The sequence below is a fragment of the Oerskovia sp. USHLN155 genome (assembly GCF_037145535.1).
Lineage (GTDB): Bacteria > Actinomycetota > Actinomycetes > Actinomycetales > Cellulomonadaceae > Oerskovia > Oerskovia rustica.
Genome location: NZ_JBBCXG010000001.1, coordinates 483951 through 508166 on the forward strand (window position 1 = coordinate 483951; position 24216 = coordinate 508166).

Here is a 24216-nt window from a genome sequence, read left to right on the forward strand (position 1 = left end):
CACGCCACGGCGCACGACAGGGCGCCCTGGGGCGTTCCACCGCGGAAAACGTGACGAAGCGGACGCTGAGGCGGTGTCCGGGTGGTGCGGACGGTGCGGGTGCGGAGCAGGTTCGGCAGTCATCGAGGGTGATGATGTCACGTTCGGCGTGGGTGAGTCGTTAGGCTGATCCCGTACAACAACACACCGGTCGAATCCTTGCCCGGTGGGCAGTGGGAGCCGACGGGAGACCGAGAGATGAACAAGGCGAAGCAGGCCGGGGCGGACAAGGTCCGCCGGGTCGTGGAACCGGTCGTACAGGACGCGGACCTGTACCTGGAGGACGTGACCGTCACCCTGGCCGGAAGCCGCTCGGTCGTCCGCATCACGCTGGATCTCCCCGAGGACGCCCTGGGCAACCTCGGCCTGGACCGTGTCGCCGAGGTCTCGCGCGACATCAACACCGTGCTCGACACGTCGAACGCCTTCCCCGGCGCCTACACGCTCGAGATCTCGACCCCCGGAACCTCTCGCCCGCTGACCGAGCTGCGCCACTTCAAGCGCGCCCGCGGACGCATCGTGCGGCTCGCGCTGCAGGACGGCGGGACCGTCGAGGGGCGTCTTGCGGACGTCGAGGACGGGAACCTGCTGCTCACCGACGCCCCCGTGGAGTCCGTCGCGCTCGCCGACGTGGTCCGTGGGGCGATCCAGGTCGAGCTCAAGCGCGCCCTCGAGGTGGACCTCGGCCCGGAGATGGCTGTTGACGCGAACCCCGGGGCCGACGCCCCGCACGACGAGGAGGTCTGATCGATGGACATCGACATGAGCGCGCTGCGCCTGCTGGAGCGCGAGAAGGACATCAGCCTCGACATCCTGGTGGCGGCGATCGAGCAGGCGCTGCTCTCCGCCTACCACCGGACCCCCGACGCCTATGCGCGGGCACGGGTCGAGCTCGAGCGCCGCACGGGCCACGTCACGGTCTGGGCGCGCGAGGAGCTCCCGGCCGAGGAGGACGAGGAGCCCGAGCTCGACGAGGACGGCCAGCCGGTCCGGCGCTACAAGGCCCCGGTGTTCGGGCCCGAGTTCGACCACACGCCCAAGGACTTCGGTCGCATCGCGACCGCGACCGCCCGCCAGGTGATCGTGCAGCGCCTGCGTGACGCCGAGGACGACCAGATCCTCGGCACGTTCCGCGGCAAGGAGGGTGAGGTCCTGGCGGGCGTCATCCAGCAGGGCAACGACCCGCGCATGGTCCTCGTGGACGTGGGTGGCACCGAGGCGCTCCTGCCGCCGCACGAGCAGGTGCCGACCGAGGACTACGTCCACGGCGAGCGCCTGCGTGCCTACGTCCTGGACGTGGCGCGCGGCATGAAGGGCCCCCAGATCACGCTCAGCCGGACCCACCCCAACCTCGTGCGCAAGCTCTTCGAGCTCGAGGTCCCGGAGGTCGCGGACGGCTCGGTCGAGATCATGGCGATTGCCCGGGAGGCCGGCCACCGGTCCAAGGTCGCGGTCCGCTCGCGCGTCGCGGGGCTCAACGCCAAGGGCGCCTGCATCGGCCCCATGGGCGCACGCGTCCGCGCCGTCATGGCCGAGCTCCACGGCGAGAAGATCGACATCGTCGACTTCAGCGACGACCCGGCCGCGTTCGTGGCCAGCGCGCTGTCGCCCGCGCGTGTGACGTCAGTCACCGTCGTGGACGCCGAGGCTCGCGCCGCCCGCGTCGTCGTGCCGGACTTCCAGCTCTCCCTCGCGATCGGCAAGGAAGGGCAGAATGCCCGGCTCGCCGCGAAGCTCACCGGCTGGCGCATCGACATCCGTTCGGACGAGGTCGACCACGCCGGAGCGACGAGCGCTCGTGCCGTGGAGGCCTCGGACGACGGGGAGGAGTCGGGCACCGGTGACGGAAACGGGTAACACCAGGTGAGCGGGCGCGCTAGACTGTCCTTGACTGGGCCACGGGTCCGGACACCGTCACACGACCCTTCAGGCGCTCACGCGCCCGTTCGAACGTGCGTCGGCTGCCGGGAACGTGACCTGCGGTCTGTTCTTCTCCGCCTCGTGGTGGACCAGCCCGACGTCCCGGAGCCTCGGCTCCTCGTCGACGTCGGCCGGTCGCTCCCGGGGCGCGGCGCCTGGCTCCACGATGCTCGGCGTTGCCTCGAGCTGGCCGAGCGTCGACGAGCCTTCCCCCGGGCCCTGCGTCTCGCAGGGCCCGTGGATCTCGCCGAAGCCCGAGCCCATCTCGACAGGGAAGGCTGACCCGTCGTCAGTCATCGCCAGTCATCGTCAGTCGGCGGTCCCGGTCGGCGACGCACCACGCGTCGCGGCCGAACCGCGCCAGTACCGCACGAACACCGCACGAATCGTCGACAAGGAAGCGGGTTAGAAGCCGATGGGCACCCGATGAGTACCCAGCGATGAGCACCCAGCACTAAAGACGGTCCTCCCTGTTTCGGGTGGGCCGAGACAGGAGAGTTGTGGCAAAGGTCCGCGTCTACGAGCTCGCTAAGGAGCTCGGGGTGGAGAGCAAGACCATCATGACCAAGCTGACGGAACTCGGTGAGTTCGTCCGCTCGGCATCCTCGACCATCGAACCGCCGGTCGTCCGCAAGCTGCGCGACACCTTCCCGGCCGGTGGCACGGAGAGCGCAAGCGCTCCCGCCAAGCCCGCGCCGGCACGTCCGGCGGCCCCCAAGCCCGTGCCCGCAGCAGAGGCCGCCCCGGCGCCTGCTGCTCCGGCTCCGGCTGCCCCCGCAGCCCCGGCGCCCGCCGCACCCAAGGCTCCCGCACCGGCCCCCGCCAAGGAGGCCGCGGCGAGCCCCGCGTTCGTCGAGCCTGCTGCCGAGGCCAAGAAGCCCGCAGCACCGGCGCCCGCGCCGGCCGCCGAGCGCAAGCCGTCGGCATCGCCCAAGCCGGCCGGTGGCGGCAACGCCCCCGCGCCCGGCCCGCGTCCCGCAGCAGCCCGCCCCGGTGGGTCCGCTGGTGGCGCACGTCCTGGCGCCCCGCGCCCGGGCAACAACCCGTTCGCCTCGAGCCAGGGCATGCCGCGTTCCGGCTCCCCGCGCCCGGGCAACAACCCGTTCGCCTCGAGCCAGGGCATGCCCCGGCCCGGTGCGCGTCCGGAGCGCGCCGCGGACCCCGCGGCCAACGCGAACCCCGCAGCAGGCAGCACGGAGCGTTCCGGCGGACCCCGTCCCGGTGGTCCTCGTCCCGCCCCGCGTCCTGGTGCACCTCGCCCCAACCCGGGCATGATGCCGGGTCGTACCTCGATCGGTCGCCCCGGTGACCGTCCTGCTCCCGGCGGTCGTCCGGGCGGTGGCGGCGGTGCAGGTGGCGGTCGCGGCGGCTTCGCCGGTCGTCCCGGCGGCGCCGGTGGCGGCCCCGGCGGCGGTGGCGCTCCCGGTGGTGGCGGCGGCTTCGCCGGTCGCCCCGGTGGTGGCGGTCGTGGTGGTGCCGGTCGTGGCAGCACGCAGGGTGCGTTCGGTCGTGCCGGAGGGCGCCCCGTCCGTGGGCGCAAGTCGAAGCGGGCGAAGCGCCAGGAGTTCGAGCAGATGCAGGCCCCCTCGCTGGGTGGCGTGCAGGTTCCCCGTGGGAACGGCTCGACCGTGGTGCGCCTGCGTCACGGATCCTCGCTCAACGACTTCGCCGACAAGATCGACGCGAACCCCGCGAGCCTCGTGACGGTGCTGTTCCACCTCGGTGAGATGGCGACCGCCACGCAGTCCCTCGACGAGGACACGTTCGGTTCGCTCGCGGCAGAGCTCGGCTACGTCATCGAGATGGTCTCGGCGGAGGAAGAGGACCGCGAGCTCCTCGGTGCCTTCGACATCGACCTCGATGCCGAGCTCGAGGGCGAGGGCGACGACGAGCTCCAGGCTCGTCCGCCCGTCGTCACGGTCATGGGCCACGTCGACCACGGTAAGACGCGACTGCTCGACGCGATCCGTCAGACCGACGTCATCTCGGGCGAGGCCGGCGGCATCACCCAGCACATCGGTGCCTACCAGGTCCGTCACGAGCACGAGGGCGTCGAGCGTCCCATCACGTTCATCGACACCCCGGGTCACGAGGCGTTCACCGCCATGCGTGCCCGTGGTGCCCAGGTCACCGACATCGCGATCCTCGTGGTCGCGGCCGACGACGGCGTCATGCCCCAGACGGTCGAGGCGCTGAACCACGCGCAGTCGGCCGGCGTGCCGATCGTCGTCGCGGTGAACAAGGTGGACAAGGAGTCGGCGAACCCGGCCAAGATCCGCCAGCAGCTCACCGAGTACAACCTGGTGGCCGAGGAGTACGGCGGCGACACCATGTTCGTCGACGTGTCCGCGAAGCAGAACATGGGCATCGACGCGCTGCTCGAGGCCGTCCTCCTCACGGCGGACGCCTCGCTCGACCTGCGCGCCAACCCGGACAAGGACGCACGAGGCGTCGCCATCGAGGCGAACCTCGACAAGGGCCGCGGCGCCGTCGCGACCGTCCTGGTCCAGTCCGGCACGCTCCACGTCGGAGACGCGATCGTCGCGGGCACCGCCCACGGCCGCGTCCGTGCGATGTTCGACGAGCACGGCAACAACGTCACCGAGGCAGGCCCCGCCCGCCCCGTCATGGTGCTCGGGCTCGCGTCCGTGCCCAGCGCCGGTGACACGTTCCTCGTGGCACCCGACGAGCGCACCGCTCGTCAGATCGCCGAGAAGCGCGAGGCCGCCGAGCGTGCAGCCCTCCTGGCCAAGCGCCGCAAGCGCGTCAGCCTCGAGGACTTCGCCCAGGCGCTCGAGCAGGGCAAGGTCGAGACCCTCAACCTGGTCCTCAAGGGCGACGTGTCGGGTGCCGTCGAGGCACTCGAGGACGCGCTGCTGCAGATCGACGTCGGCGACGAGGTCCAGCTGCGCATCATCCACCGCGGCGTCGGTGCGATCACCCAGAACGACGTCAACCTGGCGACCGTGGACAACGCGATCATCATCGGGTTCAACGTCAAGTACGGCGAGCGCGTCGAGGCTCTGGCGGAGCGCGAGGGCGTCGACGTCCGGTTCTACTCGATCATCTACCAGGCGATCGACGACGTCGAGGCTGCGCTCAAGGGCATGCTCAAGCCCGAGTACGAAGAGGCGCAGCTCGGCACCGCCGAGATCCGCGAGGTCTTCCGTTCCTCCAAGTTCGGGAACATCGCCGGTTCGATCGTCCGCTCGGGCGAGATCCGACGGAACTCCAAGGCCCGTGTCCTGCGTGGGGGAGCCGTCATCGGCGACAACCTCACGGTCGAGTCGCTCAAGCGGTTCAAGGACGACGCCACGGAGGTCCGCGAGGGCTTCGAGTGCGGTATCGGCCTCGGGTCGTTCAACGACCTGCAGATCGGCGACACGATCGAGACGTTCGAGATGCGGGAGAAGCCGCGTAGCTGACGTACCTCTCCGCTGACGCCTACCCGTGAGGTGTGGCGGGTCTACCGCGGGCCTGGCGGCCCGTGCCAGACCCACCACGACCCGCCACACCTCGCGGACGGCGTCGGCGGAGCTGTTCGTTCACGCACGTCGCCCGAAGGGGCCCACCGCGGGCTGAAACCCCGGGGGCTCACCCTGATGAAAGGACTGGACCATGGTCGACAAGCCCAGGGCTCGGAAGCTCGCTGACCGCATCAAGGTCATCGTGGCGCAGATGCTCGACACCCGGATCAAGGACCCCCGTCTCGGGTTCGTGACCATCACCGACGTGCGCGTGACCGGTGACCTGCAGAACGCCTCGGTGTTCTACACGGTCTACGGCAACGACGAGGAGCGGGCAGGGACCGCCGCGGCGCTCGAGAGCGCCAAGGGGATCATCCGCTCCGAGGTCGGCAAGCAGACCGGTATCCGGCTCACGCCGACGCTCGAGTTCCACCTCGACTCGGTGCCGGACACCGCGGCCCACCTCGACGTCGCCCTCCACGAGGCGGCACGTCGCGACGCCGAGCTCGCCGCGCTGCGCGAGAAGGCCACGTACGCCGGCGACGCCGACCCGTACAAGAAGCCTGCTGACGACGCGGCCGAGGCCGACGGGTCCGCAGACTCCGACGAGGTCGCGCCCGCCTGACGGCGAGCACCCGCACCCTCCGAGCGATCGGGTGGGTGCTGCACCACGAGCACACGGAACGGCCGGTCCCTCAGGGGACCGGCCGTTCCGCTGTGCGGATCCGGCGCTCGCCGGACCCGGACCGGGACGGGATCCTGCTGCCCTGGGGCTGGGCAGCGGTCCGCCGCCTTGCCGCACGTCGAGTGTGCAGCTGTGGTCGTCGTCGGGCGCCGGTGACGACCCGAACTGCACACTCGAGGGGGTTCCGGCCGCCGCCGGCGACGTGGCGGCCCGGCCGCGCGCTACGCCGTCGGGCGGGCGGAGCGGCGGGGGAGGAACGTCGCCGCGATCGCGCCCACTCCCACGCTCGCCGCGCCGACCCAGAGCGCCGCGGGCAGGCCCTCCGTGAACAGGTCCGGGGTCAAGGCCCCGCCGGCGGCCTGGAAGACCGCGACCAGGACCGCGACGCCCAGCGCTACGCCCACCTCGCGCACGGTCGAGTTGGTCGAGCTCGCGGTCGCGTTGTCGGACTCGTCCATGTCGACGAGGACGGCGGTCGCGCTCGGCGCGAACGTCAGGCCCATGCCGACGCCCGCGAGCACGAAGGCCGGGACGAGCTCGGCGTACGTCGCGCCCGAGGACACGAGAGCGAGCCAGGCGAGCGCGAGGGTCTGGAGGGTCAGACCCGTCACGAGCAGGGTGCGGATGCCCAGGCGCGGCGCGAGCATGCCCGCGAGCGGGGCCACGAGCATGGGGGCCGCCGTCCAGGGGAGCGTGCGGACCCCTGCCTCGAGCGGGGAGAGGCCCTCGGCGATCTGGAAGTACTGGATGAGCAGGAACACCGCGCCGAACATGCCGAGCGAGAACGCGAAGCCGGACACGTTCGCGACCGCGAAGCTGCGCGAGCGGAACAGGCGCAGGGGGACGAGCGGTGAGCCGCCGAGGCGGGCGAGACGCTGCTCCCAGGCGACGAAGGCCGCGAGCAGGAGGACGGACGCGGCGAGCAGCGAGAGCACGACGGCGGACGTCCAGCCGTCCTCGTTGCCGCGGACGATGCCCCAGACCCCCGCGAAGACGCCGGTCCCGGCGAGCGCGAGGCCCACGAGGTCGATCGGTCCGCGGTGGCCGAACGACTCGCGCAGCGCGACGAACACGAGCGGGACCGCGACGAGCGCGACGGGCACGTTGATCCAGAAGATGGCCTCCCAGCTCATGCCCTCGACGACCGCGCCGCCCACGAGCGGCCCGAGCGCGACGCCCAGGCCCGAGACGCCGCCCCAGATCCCGATCGCGAGCGCTCGCCTGGCGCGCGGCACGGCGTCGGCGATGAGGGCGAGGGACAGCGGCATGATCGCTGCCGCGCCAGCGCCCTGGACCGCACGGGCCGCGATGAGTGCGGAGGGGGTGTCGGCGAGCGCGCACGCGACCGACGCGAGCGTGAACACGGCGATCCCGACGACGAAGACGCGGCGCCGTCCGAACCGGTCGCCGAGCGAGGCGGCGACGAGCATGAGGGTCGCGAACGCGAGCGTGTAGGCGTTGACGAACCACTGGAGCTGCTCGACGCTCGGCCGCAGGGCCCGGGCGATCACGGGCAGGGCTCCGGTGACGACGAGGTTGTCGAGCGTGGCCATGAACATGGGCAGCGAGGCCGCGACCAGGACCAGCGCGAGGGGCCGTCGGCGGCGCGCACCGGGGGTTCGCGCGTCGTCGATCGCGGTGGTGAGGCCTGCGGGGAGGGCGGTGCCGGCGGCGGCAGCGGTGTCGAGGGTGGGGGGCCGGTCGGGTGGGGCGGTCGTGGACATGAGAACTCCTCGGTGAGGTAAGCATCGGATGATTACTAGGATTCCGACGCTAGTTATCAACTGATAACCTTGTCAACATGGAGAGCGCCACCAGTTCCGAGCGGGCCCCGTCCGTCGAGGCGGGGGAGCCGACGCGCCGCATGTCGCGCGACGAGCGCCGCGAGCAGATCCTCGACGCGGCGACCGCGGTGTTCGCCGCGGGCGGCTACGCAGGGACCAGCACCGACCAGGTCGCCCGAGCCGCAGGAGTCTCCCAGCCCTACGTCGTGCGGATGTTCGGCACCAAGCACGAGCTCTTCGCCGAGGTGTTCGACCGCATCGGCAGGCGCATCGTCGGGGCCTTCTCGCAGGTGCCCCGAGGCACTGAGGCCTCTGCCGAGCTCGGCGCGGCCTACGTCCGCCTCCTGGGCGACCGCAACCTCCTGCTCGTCCTGATGCACGGCTTCGCGGCCGGGGCGGACCCGGTCTTCGGGGCACGCTCGCGCGAGATCTTCGTCCAGATCTTCGAGATCTACCAGGACCGCACGGGCGGCACGCTCGAGCAGGCGCGCGACTTCCTCGCCCAGGGCATGCTGCTCAACACCCTCCTCGCGATCGGCGCCCCCGAGCACTTCGGGGACGACCCGCGCCTGGCCGAGCTCATGCTCTGCGCGTTCGGCGACGCGCTGCCCGCGGTCGACCCGGCCGCCCAGGAGGCACCGGACACGGGCCGGGCCGCGCCGCGGCCGGAGTCCTCCCGGCGCTGACGCGACCCACCCGCACGCCCTCTCTTTCCGACCCCCGAGCACGAGGACCACGATGACGCACGACCAGAAGCCGGTGCGCGAGCGCCGCCCCACCGCCCCCGACGGCCTCGTGGTCGTCGACAAGCCCCAGGGCCTCACGAGCCACGACGTGGTGAGCCGCCTGCGTCGGCTCGCGGGGACCCGCAAGGTGGGCCACGCGGGCACGCTCGACCCCATGGCGACGGGCGTCCTGGTCCTGGGGATCGGGCGCGCGACCAAGCTCCTGACGTACGTCGTGGGTGCGGACAAGGAGTACACGGCGACGATCCGCCTGGGCGCCGCCACCACGACGGACGACGCCGAGGGCGAGACCACCTCACGCACGGACGCCTCGGCCGTCACGCGCGAGGCGATCGACGCGGGCGTCGCGCTCCTGACCGGCCCCATCGAGCAGGTGCCGAGCTCGGTGTCGGCGATCAAGGTCGACGGGCAGCGCGCGTACGCGCTCGTACGCTCGGGCGAGCAGGTCGAGCTCGCAGCCCGCCCGGTGACGATCTCGCGCTTCGACGTCCACGACGTGCGACCGGTCCCGGCCGTGGAGCCCGACGACGTCCCCGCGTTCGACGTCGACGTCACGGTCGTGTGCTCCTCGGGGACCTACGTCCGGGCGCTCGCCCGCGACCTGGGTGCGGGCCTCGGCGTCGGGGGACACCTCACGGTGCTGCGCCGCACCCGCGTGGGCGGCTACGCGCTCGACGGGGCCTCGACGCTCGACGAGCTCGAGGCGCAGGTCGAGCGCGACGGCGTCCTCGCGACGCTCCCGCTCGCCGCTGCGGCCCGCGCGACGTTCCCGGCGCGCGACCTGACGCCCGAGGAGCGCACCGCGCTGTCCTACGGCAAGTGGATCGACCCGTCCGCGCAGGACGCCACGACGGCCGCGATCGGTGACGACGGCTCCCTCGTCGCGCTGCTCGAGAACGTGGTGCGCGAGGGAAGGCACAAGGCCAAGCCGGTGATCGTCTTCGCCCCGGCGTGAGCACGAGCGCGGACAGCGGGCGACCGCAGTCCGGTTCGATGGGGAACCCGGGGCCGAGTCGTGGCAACCTTGACCAGGCGCGCCGTGGGTGCGCGCCGTCGTCGGGCCTCCTGAGCGGACCCGCCTCACACATATCTCGAGGAGTACGCGTGCACCTGTGGACGGACCTGGACCAGGTTCCGCCGGGATTCGGACCGTCGGTCGTGACGATCGGCAACTTCGACGGCGTCCACCGCGGCCATGCCGAGGTGCTCGGCCGCATCGTGTCCCTCGCCCGGGAGTCCGGCTCCGAGGCGGTCGCCGTGACCTTCCACCCGCACCCTGCGACGGTCCACCGGCCCGAGCAGGCGCCCGAGCTCCTGACCGGGATCGCCGACCGCATGGAGCTGCTGGAGGCCACGGGCCTCGACGCGGTGCTGCTCGTCGAGTACACGCTCGACTTCGCGCAGCAGACGCCCGAGGAGTTCGTGCGGACCTACCTCGTCGAGGGTCTGGGCGCCCGAACGGTCGTCGTGGGGCACGACGTGCGCTTCGGGCGCGACAACGCGGGCAACCTGGCGACCATGATCGAGCTCGGCCGGACGCACGGCTTCGAGGTCCGCGCGATCGACGACGTCGGGACGGTCGCGTCGGTCGCCGTGGACGCCGGCGTGCCCAGCGGGCGCTGGTCCTCGACCGAGATCCGCGGCCTGCTCACGGACGGCAAGGTCCGCGAGGCCGCGGCGCTGCTGGGACGGCACCACCGCCTGCGCGGCGTCGTGGTCCACGGCGACGCGCGCGGCCGCGAGCTCGGGTTCCCCACCGCGAACCTGGGTGCGATCACCGGCATGGTCCCGGCCGACGGCGTGTACGCGGGCTGGCTGCGTCGCCCCCAGCTCCTCGCGGCGGCGCCCGGGAACTGCGACGGCGTGCTGCCCGCGGCCATCTCGATCGGCACCAACCCCACGTTCGACGGCGTCGAGCGCCGCGTCGAGGCCTACGTCCTGGACCGCACCGACCTCGACCTGTACGACGAGGAGGTCGTCCTGGAGTTCGTCGAGCACCTGCGCCCCACGTTGCGCTTCGACGGCATCGAGGCGCTCGTGGAGACCATGCACGACGACGTCGCGCGCGCCCGCGCGATCCTCGCCTCGGGTGCGGGGTCGGCCGGGCCGGACCCGGACGTGTCGCCGGCCGAGGCGGAGGAGTAGTCGTGTCGGTCAAGAAGCAGCCCGTCCTGGAGACCCGAGCCCTGCGCGTCGGGTACGCCGAGGCGCCCGTGTGCGCGCCCGTCGACCTGGCCGTCCGCCCCGGTGAGCTGTGGGCGATCATCGGGCCCAACGGCAGCGGCAAGTCGACGCTCCTGCGCGCGCTCCTGGGCGTGCTCGCCCCGTTGTCGGGCAAGGTCCTGGCGTTCGGCCGGGACGTCGACGAGCGCGAGCGTGACTTCCGCGCCAAGGTCGTCGGTATCCTCGACGACGACGCCTACTTCCCCGGGCTCACGGCCCGTGAGCACCTCGTCCTGACCGCGCGCGGCCACGGCGTCGCCGGGGCGGGCGAGGTCGTCGACCAGCTCCTCGACCGCTTCGGCCTGAGCGAGCAGTCGGGAGCCATGCCGACCGAGCTGTCCTCGGGGCAGCGCCGACGTCTCCTGCTCGCGGCCGGGTTCGCCCGTCCCCGCGAGGTCCTCGTGCTCGACGAGCCCGAACAACGCCTCGACCCCGGCATGCGCGCCGACCTCGCACGGATCCTCGTCGAGGAGGCCGGGCGCGGAGCCGCCGTCGTGTTCGCGACCCACGACCCCGACCTCGTCGAGCGTACCGGGGCCCGCGGGCTGCTCGTCGGCGACGACGAGTGCGTGCGCCTCGGGCACCAGGCCGCGCTCACCGCGCTCGCCCAGGTCCGTTGAGGACGCGGCGATGAACGCGGCGCAGGGCAGGGGCAGAAAGCGCCCGCACGGCGCGAAGCCGGGATCCCGCGACGCCGCGGCTGCACCGGGCGGTCCCGCCGCGCCCGAACCCGTGACGCCTGAGCCCGTGGTCGAGCACGCTCCCTTGCCGCTGCTCGTCGCCGACCCGGACGAGGAGTTCTCCGGCCGGGAGATCCGGCGCCTCACCGCACGCGTCACGGCCTCACGGGCCGACGCGGGCCCCGGCGAGCTGCTCGGCAACGTCGCCTACGTCGTGGTGTCGATCGCGATCTCGATCGGCTTCGTGATCGGTGCAGCGAACGTGCTCCGCGAGACGATCTTCGTCGACCCCGTCGACGGGCGTGCCCCGGTCCTGACGGCAGCCACGATCCAGGCCCTCGCGTCGGTCGCGCTCCTGGCCCTCATGACGGGCATGGCCGTGCGGCTGGGGCCGCTCGGGACGGGCAGCGCGGGCGTGCGCTGGTGGGTCCCGATGCCCGTCGACCGGCGCGGCCTGCTCACGCCGTCGTACTGGCGCGGGGTCGCGGTCGCGGTCGTCGTCGGCGCAGGAGGGCTCGCGGCGATCGCGCTCGCCTCCGGTGCCGACCCGGGTGTGGCCGGGCGCAGCGCGGCCCTCGGCGGCGCGGCGGGCCTGCTGCTCGTGGGGCTCGCCGGGCTCATCCAGCCGCGGACCCGTGTGGCCGCGACGGTCGCGCGGGTGAGTGACGTGCTCATCGCCGCGGTCCCGGTCGCCGGCGTCGTGCTCGTGGCGGCGGGCTGGTCCGACCTGCGCGAGCTGTCGGTCCCCCCGTGGGTGGTCGTCGTCGTCGGAGCCGGTGCGCTGGCCCTCGCGGTCGTGTGGTGGCGACGGCTCGAGGCGCTCGGGGCGCAGGTCCTGCGCACGCAGAGCGCGGTCGCCGACCAGGCGGGCGGAGCGATCCTGTCGCTCGACACGCGAGAGCTCGGCCGTGCGCTGAGCCGCGCGGGCTCGACCCGCGGCGGCAGGGCCCGCAGGGCCTCACGCTTCGCGACCGTCCGAGGGCCGGTCTCTGCGCTCGTCGCTGCCGACCTCACGCTCCTGCGGCGCAGCCCGTCGGCCGTCGCCCAGCTCGTGGGACTCACGGCGCTCGTGATCGTGGCCCAGCAGGTCCCTGCGTTCGAGGGCGGGTTCGGGTTGTTCGTCCTGCTCGTGGTCGCGGGGTTCAGGGGTGCCCAGCTCGGCGCCGAGGGCGCGCGCACCGCGGAGATGGTGCCCGCGCTCGACGCGATGATGCCGCTCTCCGCGCGCGACGCGCGGCTCGCCCGCACCGTCGTGCCGACGCTGACCGCGCTCCTCGCGCTCGTGGTGGGGATCGTGCCGCTGGTGCTGGGCACGGGGGAGTGGCTGTGGTTCGCCCTGGTGGTCGTCGTCGCGGTCGGCATGGGCGCGGCAGCGATCCGCGGCGCCTACCGCAAGCCACCGAACTGGTCCGGCCCGCTCGTGGCGACCCCCGCCGGTGCGCTGCCGACCGGCGCGGCGTCGATGATCGCCCAGGGGCCCGACGTCGCCGTGCTGAGCGCGATCCCGCTCGGTATCTGCCTCCTCGTGGGCGCGCCCACCCTGACCCTCGTCCTGTTCCAGGGGATCGCGGTGTGGATCGCGCTGGCCGTGGCCTCGCACGTGCGGGCCACGGGGGCCAAGCCGCTGCTGGGCTGACCGGGGCTGGCCGAGGCGGACCGTGGCAGACCGGGTCGAAGGACCCGTGGCGTCCGGACCAAAGATACTGGCGGTGGTGGTGCTCCGCGAGCAACCTGGTCCTGACGACAGGAGTGGGAGCCATGGAAGCAGTCGTGATCTACGAGTCGATGTTCGGGAACACCGCCGAGATCGCGCGGGCGGTGGCCGAAGGGCTGTCCGAGCAGGTGGCCGTGCGGACGGTCGAGGTGTCCGCGACAGCGCCGGCCGACGACGTCCTGGGGGCAGACCTCATCGTGGTCGGCGGACCCACGCACGCCTTCGGCATGTCACGACTGGCCTCACGCGAGGAGGCGGCCGGTCGGCGCCCGGGGAGCCCGACCGTCGAACGGGGCATCCGCGAATGGCTCGACGCCCTGGTCGACGACGCCTCCGGGCGGTTCGGCGCGACGTTCGACACCCGCGTGAAGTCCGTCAAGCACCTTCCGGGCAGCGCTGCCCGAGCAGCCGACCGGGTGGTTCGCCGGCGCGGGCTCTCGCCTGCCGACTCCCCGCACTCCTTCTACGTGGAGGGCATGGAAGGACCGCTGTGCCCGGGCGAGGTCGAGCGGGCGCGCGAGTGGGGGCGTGAGCTCGGCCGGACGGCGCTGCTCGCCCGGCAGAGCTTGTCCTGAGGCGGCGCCTCCACGTCGAGACGCCACGCCCCGGTCCGCCGATGCCGGGTCAGGCCCCGAGCGTCGCCACCTCGTCCGCCTCCAGGAGCCGCCCGTCCGCCAGGTGCACGCGTGCGTCGACCGTGTCGAGCGTGGCCTCGTCGTGGGTCACGACGATGGTCGCGGCGCCCGTCTCCCGGGTGAGCCGGGTGACGAGCTCGATGATCTGGACGCCGCGTTCGTGGTCGAGCGCCGAGGTCGGCTCGTCGACCAGCAGGACCTCGGGGTGGTTCATGAGGGCCCGGGCGATCGCGACGCGCTGGCGCTGACCGCCGGAGAGCTGGCCGGGTCGCTTGGCGGCCACGTCCCGGAGCCCGACGGCGTCGAGCAGCTCGAGCGCCCGGTCACGGTGCGCCGAGGGCCGCTCGCCGCGCAGGTGGCTCATGAGCTCGAGGTTCTCGAGCGCCGTGAGCGACGCGATGAGCTGCGGCTGCTGGAAGACGATCCCGATCCGGTCGCGCCGCAGCCGCGCCGCGTTCGAGGACACGGCCGAACCAGCTGACGACGCCGGCGCGTTGACGACGTCGTCGCCGATGCGCACCTCCCCGGACGTCGGGGTCGTGAGGGTCGCCGCCACTGCGAGCAGGCTCGACTTGCCCGAACCCGACGGGCCGAGCACCGCGGTCGTGGTCCCGGCGGGGACGGTCAGGGAGACGTCGTCGACCGCGGTGACGGTCGACTCGCCGTCGGGGTAGACGAGGGTGACGTGGTCGAGGGTGAGGTCCATGGTGTGCCTTTCAGGAGCAGCTTTCAGGAGCAAGGGGGAGCGGTCGCGAGCGCCAACCCCGCCGCAGGAGCGGCGAGCAGGCGGACGCCTCAGCGGGCCGCGAGCGCCGCGTGCGGGTCGATGCGCGTGATCCGCAGGATCGCCGCGACGGCGCCGACGGTCCCGAGGACCACGAGGACGAGCGCGGGCAGGAGGGTCGTGGCGGGGGAGACGACGACGGGCATGACCTGGGCTGCAAGCGCCCCGGCCCCGGCTGCGAGCGCGGTCCCGATGCCGACGCCGAGCACGAGCAGGACGAGCGCCTGGCCGATCGCGTCGCGCAGCAGGTAGGAGGTCGAGGCGCCGAGCGCCTTGAGCACCGCGACGTCGCCGGCCCGGTTGATGGTCCACACGGTGAAGAACGCGCCCACGACGAGGGCGGAGATCGCGAGCAGGAATCCCTGCATCATCGTGAGGGACATGTTCTCGGCCGAGAACGAGCTGACCGCGGCGCGGGCGCCCATCGGGGTCAGGGTCGCGGTGCCGGTCTCGGACTCGGCTGCGGCGAGGGCGGAGTCGCTGGGGTCCCCGGTGATGGCGACGACGGTCGCGACCTCGTCACCGGACGCGCCGCCGCCGCGGGCTCCGACGGTCTGCCAGTCGGTCAGGTCCATCCAGACGACGGGTGTGTGCGAGAAGTCGGCCTGTGTGTCGAGCACGCCCGCGACGGTCAGGGTCAGCGAGCCCAGGGCGACCTCGTCGCCCTTCTGGGCGCCCAGGTCGTCGGCCGCGCCGCTCGACAGCAGCACGGTCCCGGGGGCGGCCTCGGCGCCGTCGGGCACGAGGCCCGAGCCGGGGCGCGAGCCGAACGCGGTGACGGCGGCGGTGGTGCCTGCCTCGCCGTCGGCGCCTGCGGTGACCGACGCGCGCGTCGTCGCGATCCCGAGAGGTTCGGCCGAGGAGACACCGTCCACAGCGGCGAACGCGTCCCACTGCGCGGCGTCGACCTGGGACTCGGTGAAGGAGGGCTTCGCATCCCCGGTGACGGTGAACGCGAGGCTGTCGACCGGGAGGTCGGTGATGCCCGAGGTGCTCGCGCGGGCCAGTCCCGCGGTCAGCGAGGCCAGGAAGCCCACGAGGAACGTGATGAGGACGATGACGGTGGACATGAGGACGAAGCGTCCCCGGGCGAAGCGCAGGTCGCGCAGCGCGACGAACATCAAGAGCCTCCGGTGGTTGGCGTGGAATCGATCTGCGTCCAGCCTCCCGCCGGAGGGGCTCGCGCGGATCGGGCCCGTGGATGCTCTCCGGTGGCCGCAGGGTGGGTCCGAGGATCAACCTTTCGATGGATCGCGCGCGGCACGGCGCGCCCGCCGCGTCGCTAGGGTGGCGATGTGAAGCCTCGCGCCGTGATCTCCGCCGCCCTCGGGCTCCAGATCGCGCTCGACGTGCTCCTGGTGGCCCTCGTCGGGCTCGCGGTCGGCTCCCGCTGGGCCGAGGCCCTGAGCGACGGGGGACTGGACGCCGGGGCGTGGGGCGCGCTCGCGTGCGGCCTGGGACTCCTGCTCGTCTACGGCGTGGGGCGCTCGCGGATCAACGTGCGCGACACCGCGGTCGACGCCCCGCGCGGCGCCTGGTGGCCCACGGGAGCGTGGGTCGCGGCGCTGATCGTGGGGTGGGCCCTCCTGCTGCTCCTGACCCCGGTCGCGCTGTGGATCGCGTTCCCGCTCATGTTCCTCGAGATGCACGTCCTCGGCCCGCGCCGCGGGATCGTGGCCGTGGCCGCGACCACGGCGTGCGCGATCGGCGGAGCGATCCTGGGCGGGCAGCAGCTCGTGGGCTCGATCCTGGGCCCGACGTTCGGCGGCCTCGTCGCGATCGCCGTCGTCCTCGGCTTCGAGACGATCGTGCGCGAGTCGCAGGGCCGCCAGGAGCTCATCGACGACCTGGTCCGCACGCGCGCGGACCTCGCGGTCTCCGAGCGCGAGGCTGCGGTCGCGACCGAGCGCGAGCGCCTCGCGCGCGAGATCCACGACACGCTCGCACAGGGCTTCTCGTCGATCGAGCTGCTGCTGCGCGCTGCGGACACGGCCCTGGCGGAGGTCGAGGCGCCGGGAGCGTTCGCCGAGGGAGCCCCCGGCCCGACGGCGGCACGCACCGCGCGCGGCTACGTCACCCGGTCACGGGTCGCCGCGCAGCAGAACCTCGCCGAGGCCCGGCGCTTCGTGCGCGACCTCGCACCCGCGGACCTCGAGTCGGCGACCCTGGTCGGGGCGCTCGAGCGCGTCGCCGAGCGCACGGCGCTGGCCTCGGGCGACGACCTGCGCGTGACCGTCGACGTGTCCGGGCGACCTCGTCCGCTGCCCGTGCCCGTCGAGACCGCGCTGCTGCGGATCGCGCAGTCGGCTCTCGCCAACGTCGTCCAGCACGCGGGAGCCTCGCGGGCCGCGGTCACGCTCAGCTTCCTCGGGGACGCCGTGGCGCTCGACGTGGTCGACGACGGTCGCGGGTTCGACCCGCTCGCGCTCCCCGGACCGCGCCCGGGCGCGGACGGGGGCTCCGCCGTCGGGCAGGAGGAGCGTGGCGACGGCGCGACAGGAGCGGCGACGCCCCCGCCTCGCTCAGGGTTCGGCCTGACCGCGATGCGCTCGCGCGTCGCCGAGCTCGGCGGCACGTTCTCTCTCGAGACCGAGCCGGGCGCCGGGACGGCGCTCGCGGTCCACCTTCCGCTCGACCCCCAGGAGACTCGGTGACACAAGGACCGGCGACCGTCCGCGTCGTCCTGACCGACGACCACCCCGTGGTCCGCGCGGGCCTGCGGGCCGTCGTCGACGCCGAGGGGGACATGGAGGTGGTGGACGAGCTCGCGACGGCCGAGGAGCTCGTGCGCCGGGTCGGGGCCGGGCTCGAGGCCGACGTCGTGCTGCTCGACCTGCGCTTCGGCGAGGGGCGCATGGGCGGTGCGCAGGCCGCGCGCGAGGTCACGCGCCTGGGCGGCCCGCCCGTCCTGATCCTCACGACCTACGACTCCGACCAGGAGATCCTCGCGGCGATCGAGGCCGGCGCCATCGGCTACCTGCTCAAGGACGCGCCGACCGACGAGCTGACCGCCGCGATCCGCGCGGCGGCGGGTGGGCAGGTCGCGCTCGGGCCGAGCGTGCAGCGTCGGCTGCTCGGGCGCATGCGGGCACCGGGCGTCTCGCTGTCGCTGCGCGAGCTCGAGGTCCTCGGGCTCGTCGCGCAGGGGTGCTCGAACGACGAGGTCGCGCGCCGGCTGTTCCTGTCGAAGGCGACCGTGAAGTCCCACCTGGTCCACGTGTACGAGAAGCTCGGGGTCGACTCGCGCACGGCCGCGGTGGCCGAGGCGCGCAGGCGGGGGCTGCTGGGGGAGTGAGCCCCGATGTCCCGTGGGCGCGTACCGGTACGCTCGTCCAGGTACCGGGCTCGCCGTCCCGCGAGGTCAGGGCCGTGCCCCGGGCAACCCTGCTAGACTATGGGCGCCGTCAGAACGGCCGCGGAGGCTGGTAAGCCTGCCGAAGAGCCCAGGGATCAAGCCCTGGCGCGCCGCGCAACGAACACTACAAGGAGAGCCGTGCCCCTCGACACTGCCACCAAGCAGCGCATCATGACCGAGTACGCCACGAGCGAGGGCGACACCGGTTCGCCCGAGGTCCAGATCGCGATGCTGACGCAGCGCATCAAGGACCTGACCGAGCACCTCAAGGAGCACAAGCACGACCACCACAGCCGTCGTGGCCTGCTGCTCCTCGTCGGCCAGCGTCGCCGTCTCCTCGGCTACCTGCAGAAGGTCGACATCAACCGCTACCGCAGCCTCATCGAGCGCCTCGGCCTGCGTCGCTGACATTCCCTGACTCAGCCCGGCCCCGGACGGGGCCGGGCTGGTCCGGTGTGAAGCACCCGTAAGAAAACCCACGCCGCCAGCCTTTCGTTCGGTCCTCGGTAGTGGCTCCCGGAACCCGCCAAGAGCGGGAAGACCGTGGGCCTCGATCGAAGACCGCCGAGCGTCGAGTGGATGCACCCTCGACAGGCACCGAAGGCGGCACTTCGAGAGTGAGGAGGGCACCCGTGGAGGGTCCCGAGATCGAATTCACCGAAGCAACGATCGACAACGGTCGCTTCGGAACCCGTACCGTCCGGTTCGAGACCGGACGCCTCGCGCGCCAGGCCGGTGGCTCCGCCGCCGCCTACCTGGACGGCGAGACCATGCTGCTGTCGACCACGACGGCCGGCAAGCACCCCAAGGACCAGTTCGACTTCTTCCCCCTGACGGTGGACGTCGAGGAGCGGCAGTACGCCGCCGGCAAGATCCCCGGTTCGTTCTTCCGTCGTGAGGGTCGCCCCTCGACCGAGGCGATCCTGGCCTGCCGCCTGATCGACCGCCCGCTGCGCCCCCTGTTCGTCAAGGGCCTGCGCAACGAGGTCCAGGTCGTCATCACCGTGCTCGCCATCCACCCGGACGACGCGTACGACACCCTGGCCATCAATGCCGCGTCGATCTCGACGCAGCTCTCCGGCCTGCCGTTCTCCGGCCCGATCGGCGCCGTCCGCGTCGCCCTGATCGACGGCCAGTGGGTCGCGTTCCCCAAGTACTCCGACAAGGAGCGCGCCGTCTTCGACATGGTCGTCGCCGGTCGTGTCGTGGGTGACGACGTCGCGATCACCATGGTCGAGGCCGAGGCCACCGAGGGTTCCTGGAACCTCATCAAGAACGAGGGCGTCGGCGCCCCGACCGAAGAGGTCGTCGCAGGCGGCCTCGAGGCCGCCAAGCCCTTCATCCGCGTGCTCGTCGAGGCGCAGCAGGAGCTCGCGGCCAAGGCCGCCAAGCCCGTGCAGGACTTCCCGACGTTCCCGGACTACCAGGACGACGTCTACGCCGCGGTCGAGGCCGCTGCGACGGCCCGCCTGGGCGAGGCCCTGAGCATCGCCGACAAGCAGGACCGCGAGAACCGTCTCGACGAGATCAAGGCCGAGATCCAGGCCGAGCTCGCCGGTGACTTCGCGGGCCGCGAGAAGGAGATCTCCGCCGCGTACCGCTCGGTGCAGAAGAAGCTCATCCGCGCGCGCATCCTCACGGACGGCTTCCGCATCGACGGTCGTGGGCTCGCGGACATCCGCACCCTCTCGGCCGAGGTCGAGGTCCTGCCCCGCGTGCACGGCTCGGCGATCTTCGAGCGCGGCGAGACCCAGATCCTGGGTGTCACCACGCTCAACATGCTCCGCATGGAGCAGCAGCTCGACACGCTCTCCCCGGAGACGCGCAAGCGCTACATGCACAACTACAACTTCCCGCCCTACTCGACCGGCGAGACCGGCCGCGTGGGCAGCCCGAAGCGTCGCGAGATCGGGCACGGCGCCCTCGCCGAGCGTGCGATCGTGCCGGTGCTGCCGAGCCGCGAGGAGTTCCCCTACGCGATCCGTCAGGTCTCCGAGGCCCTCGGGTCCAACGGCTCGACCTCGATGGGCTCCGTGTGCGCCTCGACGCTCTCGCTCCTCAACGCCGGTGTGCCGCTGCGCGCAGCGGTCGCGGGCATCGCGATGGGCCTCGTCTCCGACACCGTCGACGGCGAGACGCGCTACGCGGCGCTGACCGACATCCTCGGTGCCGAGGACGCGTTCGGCGACATGGACTTCAAGGTCGCCGGTACGCGTGAGTTCATCACGGCCATCCAGCTCGACACCAAGCTCGACGGCATCCCCGCCTCGGTCCTGGCCGGCGCGCTGACCCAGGCACGCGACGCACGCCTGACCATCCTGGACGTCCTCAACGAGGCCATCGACGTGCCGGACGAGATGAGCCCCAACGCTCCTCGCGTCATCGCGGTCAAGGTCCCCGTGGACAAGATCGGCGAGGTCATCGGCCCCAAGGGCAAGATGATCAACCAGATCCAGGAGGAGACGGGCGCGGACATCTCCATCGAGGACGACGGCACCGTGTACATCGGTGCCACCGACGGCCCCTCCGCAGAGGCCGCCCGCGCGGCGATCAACGCGATCGCCAACCCGCACGTCCCCGAGATCGGCGAGCGCTTCGTCGGCACGGTCGTCAAGACCACGTCGTTCGGCGCCTTCGTCTCGCTGTCCCCGGGCAAGGACGGTCTGCTGCACATCAGCCAGATCCGCAAGCTCGTCGGTGGCAAGCGCGTCGAGAACGTCGAGGACGTCCTGTCGATCGGCCAGAAGGTCCAGGTCGAGATCGGCGAGATCGACCCGCGCGGCAAGCTCTCGCTGCACGCGGTCGTCGAGGGCTCGGACGACGCTCCGGCCGACGCCGAGGCACCTGCCGGGGACGACGCCTGACGTGCCCTGGAACCTTCCGCTCGTCCCCTCGGGTTCGCCCGAGGGTGAGCTGACCGCCGGGCAGGACGGGGCGACGATTCGTCGCTCGGTCCTGCCCGGCGGGGTTCGGGTCCTCACCGAGTCGATGCCGGGCCTGCGCTCGGCGACCGTCGGAGCATGGGTCGGCGTCGGCTCGCGCGACGAGACCGACGGTCACTTCGGCTCCACGCACTTCCTGGAGCACCTGCTCTTCAAGGGAACTGCCCGCCGGTCCGCGATGGACATCGCCGAGGCGTTCGACGCCGTCGGCGGTGAGGCCAACGCCGCGACCGGCAAGGAGCACACCTGCTACTACGCCCGCGTGCTCGACTCCGACCTGCCCATGGCGGTCGACGTCATCACCGACATGGTGACCTCGGCGCGCCTCGACGAGGACGAGCTCGAGACCGAGCGCGGGGTGATCCTCGAAGAGCTCGCGATGAACGACGACGACCCGTCGGACGTCGTGCACGAGGAGTTCGCGCAGGCCGTCCTGGCCGGGCACCCCCTGGGGCGCCCGATCGGCGGCACGCCGGACACCATCAACGCCGTGCCGCGCAGCGCCGTCTGGGAGCACTACCAGTGGCACTACCGCCCGGAGACGCTCGTCGTCGCCGCGGCCGGTGGGGTCGACCACGACACGCTGTGCGAGCAGGTCGCGACCGCGCTCACGACCGGTGGCTGGGACCTCGACCCTGCGGGCACGCCTCGCGCTCGCCGCGACAACGCGGACGTGCAGGGCGTGGGGATCGAGGGCGTCGAGCTCACGATCCGCCGCACCGTCGAGCAGGCCAACGTCATCATCGGCGGCACGGGCCTGTCCGCGACGGACGACCGCCGCTTCGTGCTCTCGGTGCTCAGCGCCGTCCTCGGTGGCGGCATGAGCTCGCGGCTCTTCCAGGAGATCCGCGAGAAGCGGGGTCTGGCGTACTCGACGTACTCGTTCGCGTCGGGGCATGGCGGCATCGGGACGTTCGGCCTGTACGCGGGCTGCGCGCCCTCGAAGGTCGACCAGGTCACCGAGCTCATGACGAGCGAGCTCGAGAAGCTCGCGGAGTCGGGCATCACGCAGGCCGAGCTGGACCGGAGCATCGGTCAGCTCTCCGGCGGGCTGGTGCTGGGCCTGGAGGACTCGGGCTCGCGCATGAGCCGCCTGGGCAAGTCGGAGCTCGTGTTCGGCGAGCTGCTGAGCGTCGCCGAGTCGCTCGAACGGATCCGTTCGGTGACGTCCGACGACGTGCGCAAGCTCGCGGAGGAGCTCGCCTCCCGCCCGCGCTCGACCGTGCGCGTCGGTCCTTTCGGGGACTGAGTCTCACAGCGTGAACGAGGAGGGCCGGTGCGCCTCACGCGCCCCGGCCCTCCTCGCGTTGCGGCTAGGGTTGACGCGTGACCTCGAACGACGTGACCCCTCAGAGCTCCCCCCAGCCCTCCCGCGAGACCGCTGCCCCGACACCGATCAAGGTCGCCGTCCTCGGCGCGGCCGGGCGCATGGGTGCCACGGTGTGCGCGGCGGTCGAGGCCGCCCCGGACATGGAGCTCGTCGCCCGGATCGACGCGGGGGACGACCTCGCGCAGGTCGCCGCCGCGGGCGCCCACGTCGCGGTCGACTTCACGGTCCCCGCGGTCACCGAGGACAACGTGCACGCTCTCATCGACCTCGGCGTGCACGCGGTCGTGGGCACCACGGGATGGACGGACGTGAGCCGCGGGCGCCTCGTCGCGCACCTGGGGCGCAAGGCGACCGAGGGTACGAGCGTCGGCGTGCTGATCGCCCCGAACTTCGGCCTGTCGGCCGTGCTCGCCATGACGTTCGCGGCCAAGGCGGCGCGCTACTTCGAGTCGGCCGAGGTCATCGAGCTGCACCACCCGAACAAGGTCGACGCCCCCAGCGGCACCGCGACGCACACGGCGGGCGCCATCGCCAAGGCCCGTGCGGAGGCGGGGCTGGGCGCGAGCCCCGACGCGACCGAGTCCGGCTGGGAGGCGCGCGGCGCCGACGTCGACGGGGTCCGGGTGCACGCGGTGCGCCTGCGCGGCCTGGTCGCGCACGAGGAGATCCTCTTCGGCAACGAGGGCGAGCAGCTCATCATCCGCCAGGACTCGTTCGACCGCGTGTCGTTCATGCCCGGCGTGCTGCTCGGCATCCGTGAGGTCGTCTCGCGCCCGGGTCTGACGGTCGGGCTCGAGAACGTCATGGACCTCTCGTGAGGTCACGCAAGGGCCTGATCGGGGCCGTCGTCGTCACGGCCCTGCTCGCGATCTACGTGTGGGCGATCCTGGGCCGTGCGCAGGCGCTCGTGGGGACGGGCGAGCCCGTGGGGATCGCGATCGGGATCGGCGTCCTGCTCATCCCGCTCCTCGTGATCGGGCTGATCGCGTGGGAGTTCTGGCTCGCGGTCACGGTCCAGAAGATGGCCGACGAGCTCGCCGCCGCGGGCGAGCTGCCCGTCGACGACCTGCCGCGCTCACCGGGCGGACGCATCGACCGCGCCGCGGCCGACGCGGCGTTCGAGGAGCACCGGGCCCACGCGGAGGAGCACCCCGACGACTGGCGGTCCTGGTACCACGTGGCGTTCGCGTACGACGCGTCGGGGGACCGCAAGCGGGCACGCGCCATGCTGCGCAAGGCCGCGGGCATGTACCGGGCCGAGCGCAAGGCCTCCCGCTAGGACGGGACGCACCCGGCCGAGCGGCAAGGCCGGGTGGGGTACGCCGTCGGGCACGGTGGCGTGGACCCCGCGCGGGTGACCTACGGAACCGCCTCAGATCGTGGCGCTCCACCGGTGCTCGACGACGTCGCGCACCCCGGTCGCCAGCGTCCGGGTCCGCTGGTCAGGGCCCAGGCCCGCGCCGCCCAGGAACTGCTCGCGCGCGGTGTCGCCGTCCAGGATCCAGGCCACGACCTCCGCGGAGCCGTCCTGGCGCAGCCGGTCGACGGCCGCGGACAGCAGCCGCGAGCCGTGCCCCCCGCGCTGGTGAGCAGGCAGGACCTCGAGCGCGACGAGCTGGCCCGGGGCGACGGCTGCGAAGCCCACGACGCGGTCCGCAGCGAGGGCCACGAGCACCGCGAAGCCGGGCCCCGGCGGGGAGGACACCGCCCCGGCCCACTGCTCCTGCATCCGGGGGACGTCGAGCGCGTCGAGGACGGCCGCACCGAGCACGTCGGCGTGCGCGGTGCGCCAGGACTCGATCTGGATCGCGGTCATCGCGACCTCGTCGCCGGGGACTGCCGGACGGACGGAGACGTCCGCCGACTCGCTGAAGAGGGCCATTCGCCAGACCCTACCCGAGGCCGTGGCCGG

Annotated in this window: 22 protein-coding genes; 18 read left to right on the forward strand and 4 right to left on the reverse strand. The window is 72.7% G+C overall.

Annotated features, from left to right (window positions below):
• Positions 1-237: 237 nt before the first annotated feature.
• The 5 genes from rimP to rbfA all read left to right on the forward strand — a co-directional run bounded on the left by rimP (position 238) and on the right by rbfA (position 6051).
• Positions 238-786 carry a ribosome maturation factor RimP gene (gene rimP, locus WFH32_RS02145; protein WP_191795603.1) on the forward strand — a complete coding sequence of 183 codons (549 nt, stop codon included), beginning with the start codon at positions 238-240 and terminating at the stop codon, positions 784-786.
• Positions 787-789: 3 nt separating this feature from the next.
• A complete protein-coding gene (gene nusA, locus WFH32_RS02150) occupies positions 790-1896 on the forward strand; it encodes a transcription termination factor NusA (RefSeq protein WP_336706086.1) in 1107 nt (368 codons plus the stop codon).
• Between the two features lie 147 nt (positions 1897-2043).
• On the forward strand, positions 2044-2241 hold the full coding sequence (locus WFH32_RS02155) for a YlxR family protein (protein WP_240666240.1): 198 nt from the start codon (positions 2044-2046) through the stop codon (positions 2239-2241).
• Positions 2242-2459: 218 nt separating this feature from the next.
• Positions 2460-5384 carry a translation initiation factor IF-2 gene (infB, locus tag WFH32_RS02160; RefSeq protein WP_191795605.1) on the forward strand — a complete coding sequence of 975 codons (2925 nt, stop codon included), beginning with the start codon at positions 2460-2462 and terminating at the stop codon, positions 5382-5384.
• Between the two features lie 193 nt (positions 5385-5577).
• Positions 5578-6051: a 30S ribosome-binding factor RbfA gene (rbfA, locus tag WFH32_RS02165; protein WP_191795606.1), complete on the forward strand. Its 474-nt coding sequence runs from the start codon at positions 5578-5580 to the stop codon at positions 6049-6051.
• A 281-nt stretch (positions 6052-6332) separates the two neighbouring features.
• Here the strand turns inward: rbfA and WFH32_RS02170 are convergent, their stop codons facing one another.
• Complete coding sequence (locus tag WFH32_RS02170; RefSeq protein WP_336706087.1) at positions 6333-7835, reverse strand: MFS transporter; 1503 nt, start codon at positions 7833-7835, stop codon at positions 6333-6335.
• 77 nt (positions 7836-7912) lie between these two features.
• Here WFH32_RS02170 and WFH32_RS02175 point away from each other — a divergent pair, with 77 nt between their 5' ends.
• From WFH32_RS02175 to WFH32_RS02200, 6 genes are all read left to right on the forward strand, one after another.
• On the forward strand, positions 7913-8581 hold the full coding sequence (locus WFH32_RS02175; protein WP_225227866.1) for a TetR/AcrR family transcriptional regulator: 669 nt from the start codon (positions 7913-7915) through the stop codon (positions 8579-8581).
• Between the two features lie 52 nt (positions 8582-8633).
• Entirely contained in the window at positions 8634-9596 is a 963-nt protein-coding gene (truB, locus tag WFH32_RS02180; protein ID WP_336706088.1) for a tRNA pseudouridine(55) synthase TruB, read from the forward strand.
• A gap of 149 nt (positions 9597-9745) precedes the next feature.
• Entirely contained in the window at positions 9746-10786 is a 1041-nt protein-coding gene (locus WFH32_RS02185) for a bifunctional riboflavin kinase/FAD synthetase (protein ID WP_336706089.1), read from the forward strand.
• A gap of 2 nt (positions 10787-10788) precedes the next feature.
• Positions 10789-11484, forward strand: coding sequence for an ABC transporter ATP-binding protein (locus WFH32_RS02190; RefSeq protein WP_191795610.1), 696 nt, complete (start codon positions 10789-10791; stop codon positions 11482-11484).
• 112 nt (positions 11485-11596) lie between these two features.
• The gene (locus WFH32_RS02195; RefSeq protein WP_336706091.1) at positions 11597-13180 is read left to right on the forward strand and encodes a DUF6297 family protein; all 1584 of its coding nucleotides are present in this window, start codon (positions 11597-11599) and stop codon (positions 13178-13180) included.
• 122 nt (positions 13181-13302) lie between these two features.
• On the forward strand, positions 13303-13833 hold the full coding sequence (locus WFH32_RS02200; RefSeq protein WP_336706093.1) for a flavodoxin family protein: 531 nt from the start codon (positions 13303-13305) through the stop codon (positions 13831-13833).
• Positions 13834-13882: 49 nt separating this feature from the next.
• Here the strand turns inward: WFH32_RS02200 and WFH32_RS02205 are convergent, their stop codons facing one another.
• Positions 13883-14599: an ABC transporter ATP-binding protein gene (locus WFH32_RS02205; RefSeq protein ID WP_336706095.1), complete on the reverse strand. Its 717-nt coding sequence runs from the start codon at positions 14597-14599 to the stop codon at positions 13883-13885.
• Between the two features lie 89 nt (positions 14600-14688).
• Complete coding sequence (locus WFH32_RS02210; protein WP_336706097.1) at positions 14689-15798, reverse strand: ABC transporter permease; 1110 nt, start codon at positions 15796-15798, stop codon at positions 14689-14691.
• Positions 15799-15972: 174 nt separating this feature from the next.
• Between WFH32_RS02210 and WFH32_RS02215 the strand changes: the two genes are divergently transcribed.
• From WFH32_RS02215 to WFH32_RS02245, 7 genes are all read left to right on the forward strand, one after another.
• The gene (locus WFH32_RS02215; protein WP_336706099.1) at positions 15973-17331 is read left to right on the forward strand and encodes a sensor histidine kinase; all 1359 of its coding nucleotides are present in this window, start codon (positions 15973-15975) and stop codon (positions 17329-17331) included.
• Positions 17328-17972, forward strand: a complete 645-nt coding sequence (locus WFH32_RS02220; protein WP_318244020.1) for a response regulator transcription factor — start codon at positions 17328-17330, stop codon at positions 17970-17972. Before WFH32_RS02215 ends, WFH32_RS02220 begins: the two co-directional genes overlap by 4 nt.
• Before the next feature lie 198 nt (positions 17973-18170).
• Positions 18171-18440 (forward strand): 30S ribosomal protein S15, encoded by a 270-nt coding sequence (rpsO, locus tag WFH32_RS02225; RefSeq protein WP_030150575.1) that lies wholly within the window; start codon positions 18171-18173, stop codon positions 18438-18440.
• 224 nt (positions 18441-18664) lie between these two features.
• Positions 18665-20896 (forward strand): polyribonucleotide nucleotidyltransferase, encoded by a 2232-nt coding sequence (locus tag WFH32_RS02230; protein ID WP_191795616.1) that lies wholly within the window; start codon positions 18665-18667, stop codon positions 20894-20896.
• Position 20897: 1 nt separating this feature from the next.
• Positions 20898-22223 carry a M16 family metallopeptidase gene (locus WFH32_RS02235; RefSeq protein WP_191795617.1) on the forward strand — a complete coding sequence of 442 codons (1326 nt, stop codon included), beginning with the start codon at positions 20898-20900 and terminating at the stop codon, positions 22221-22223.
• A gap of 179 nt (positions 22224-22402) precedes the next feature.
• On the forward strand, positions 22403-23122 hold the full coding sequence (dapB, locus tag WFH32_RS02240) for a 4-hydroxy-tetrahydrodipicolinate reductase (protein WP_442946294.1): 720 nt from the start codon (positions 22403-22405) through the stop codon (positions 23120-23122).
• Positions 23119-23583 (forward strand): hypothetical protein, encoded by a 465-nt coding sequence (locus WFH32_RS02245; protein ID WP_138824777.1) that lies wholly within the window; start codon positions 23119-23121, stop codon positions 23581-23583. The genes dapB and WFH32_RS02245 overlap by 4 nt, the downstream gene beginning before the upstream one ends.
• Positions 23584-23676: 93 nt before the next feature.
• On the opposite strand, the gene WFH32_RS02250 is transcribed toward WFH32_RS02245, so the two are convergent.
• Positions 23677-24186, reverse strand: coding sequence for a GNAT family N-acetyltransferase (locus tag WFH32_RS02250; protein ID WP_191795618.1), 510 nt, complete (start codon positions 24184-24186; stop codon positions 23677-23679).
• Between the last annotated feature and the right edge of the window lie 30 nt (positions 24187-24216).

Coding starts and splice junctions, on each gene's coding strand:
- rimP (WP_191795603.1), top strand. CDS start 238: ATGAACAAGGCGAAGCAGGCCGGGGCGGACAAGGTCCGCCGGGTCGTG.
- nusA (WP_336706086.1), top strand. CDS start 790: ATGGACATCGACATGAGCGCGCTGCGCCTGCTGGAGCGCGAGAAGGAC.
- rbfA (WP_191795606.1), top strand. CDS start 5,578: ATGGTCGACAAGCCCAGGGCTCGGAAGCTCGCTGACCGCATCAAGGTC.
- WFH32_RS02170 (WP_336706087.1), bottom strand. CDS start 7,835: ATGTCCACGACCGCCCCACCCGACCGGCCCCCCACCCTCGACACCGCT.
- WFH32_RS02175 (WP_225227866.1), top strand. CDS start 7,913: ATGGAGAGCGCCACCAGTTCCGAGCGGGCCCCGTCCGTCGAGGCGGGG.
- truB (WP_336706088.1), top strand. CDS start 8,634: ATGACGCACGACCAGAAGCCGGTGCGCGAGCGCCGCCCCACCGCCCCC.
- WFH32_RS02200 (WP_336706093.1), top strand. CDS start 13,303: ATGGAAGCAGTCGTGATCTACGAGTCGATGTTCGGGAACACCGCCGAG.
- WFH32_RS02205 (WP_336706095.1), bottom strand. CDS start 14,599: ATGGACCTCACCCTCGACCACGTCACCCTCGTCTACCCCGACGGCGAG.
- WFH32_RS02210 (WP_336706097.1), bottom strand. CDS start 15,798: ATGTTCGTCGCGCTGCGCGACCTGCGCTTCGCCCGGGGACGCTTCGTC.
- dapB (WP_442946294.1), top strand. CDS start 22,403: ATGGGTGCCACGGTGTGCGCGGCGGTCGAGGCCGCCCCGGACATGGAG.
- WFH32_RS02250 (WP_191795618.1), bottom strand. CDS start 24,186: ATGGCCCTCTTCAGCGAGTCGGCGGACGTCTCCGTCCGTCCGGCAGTC.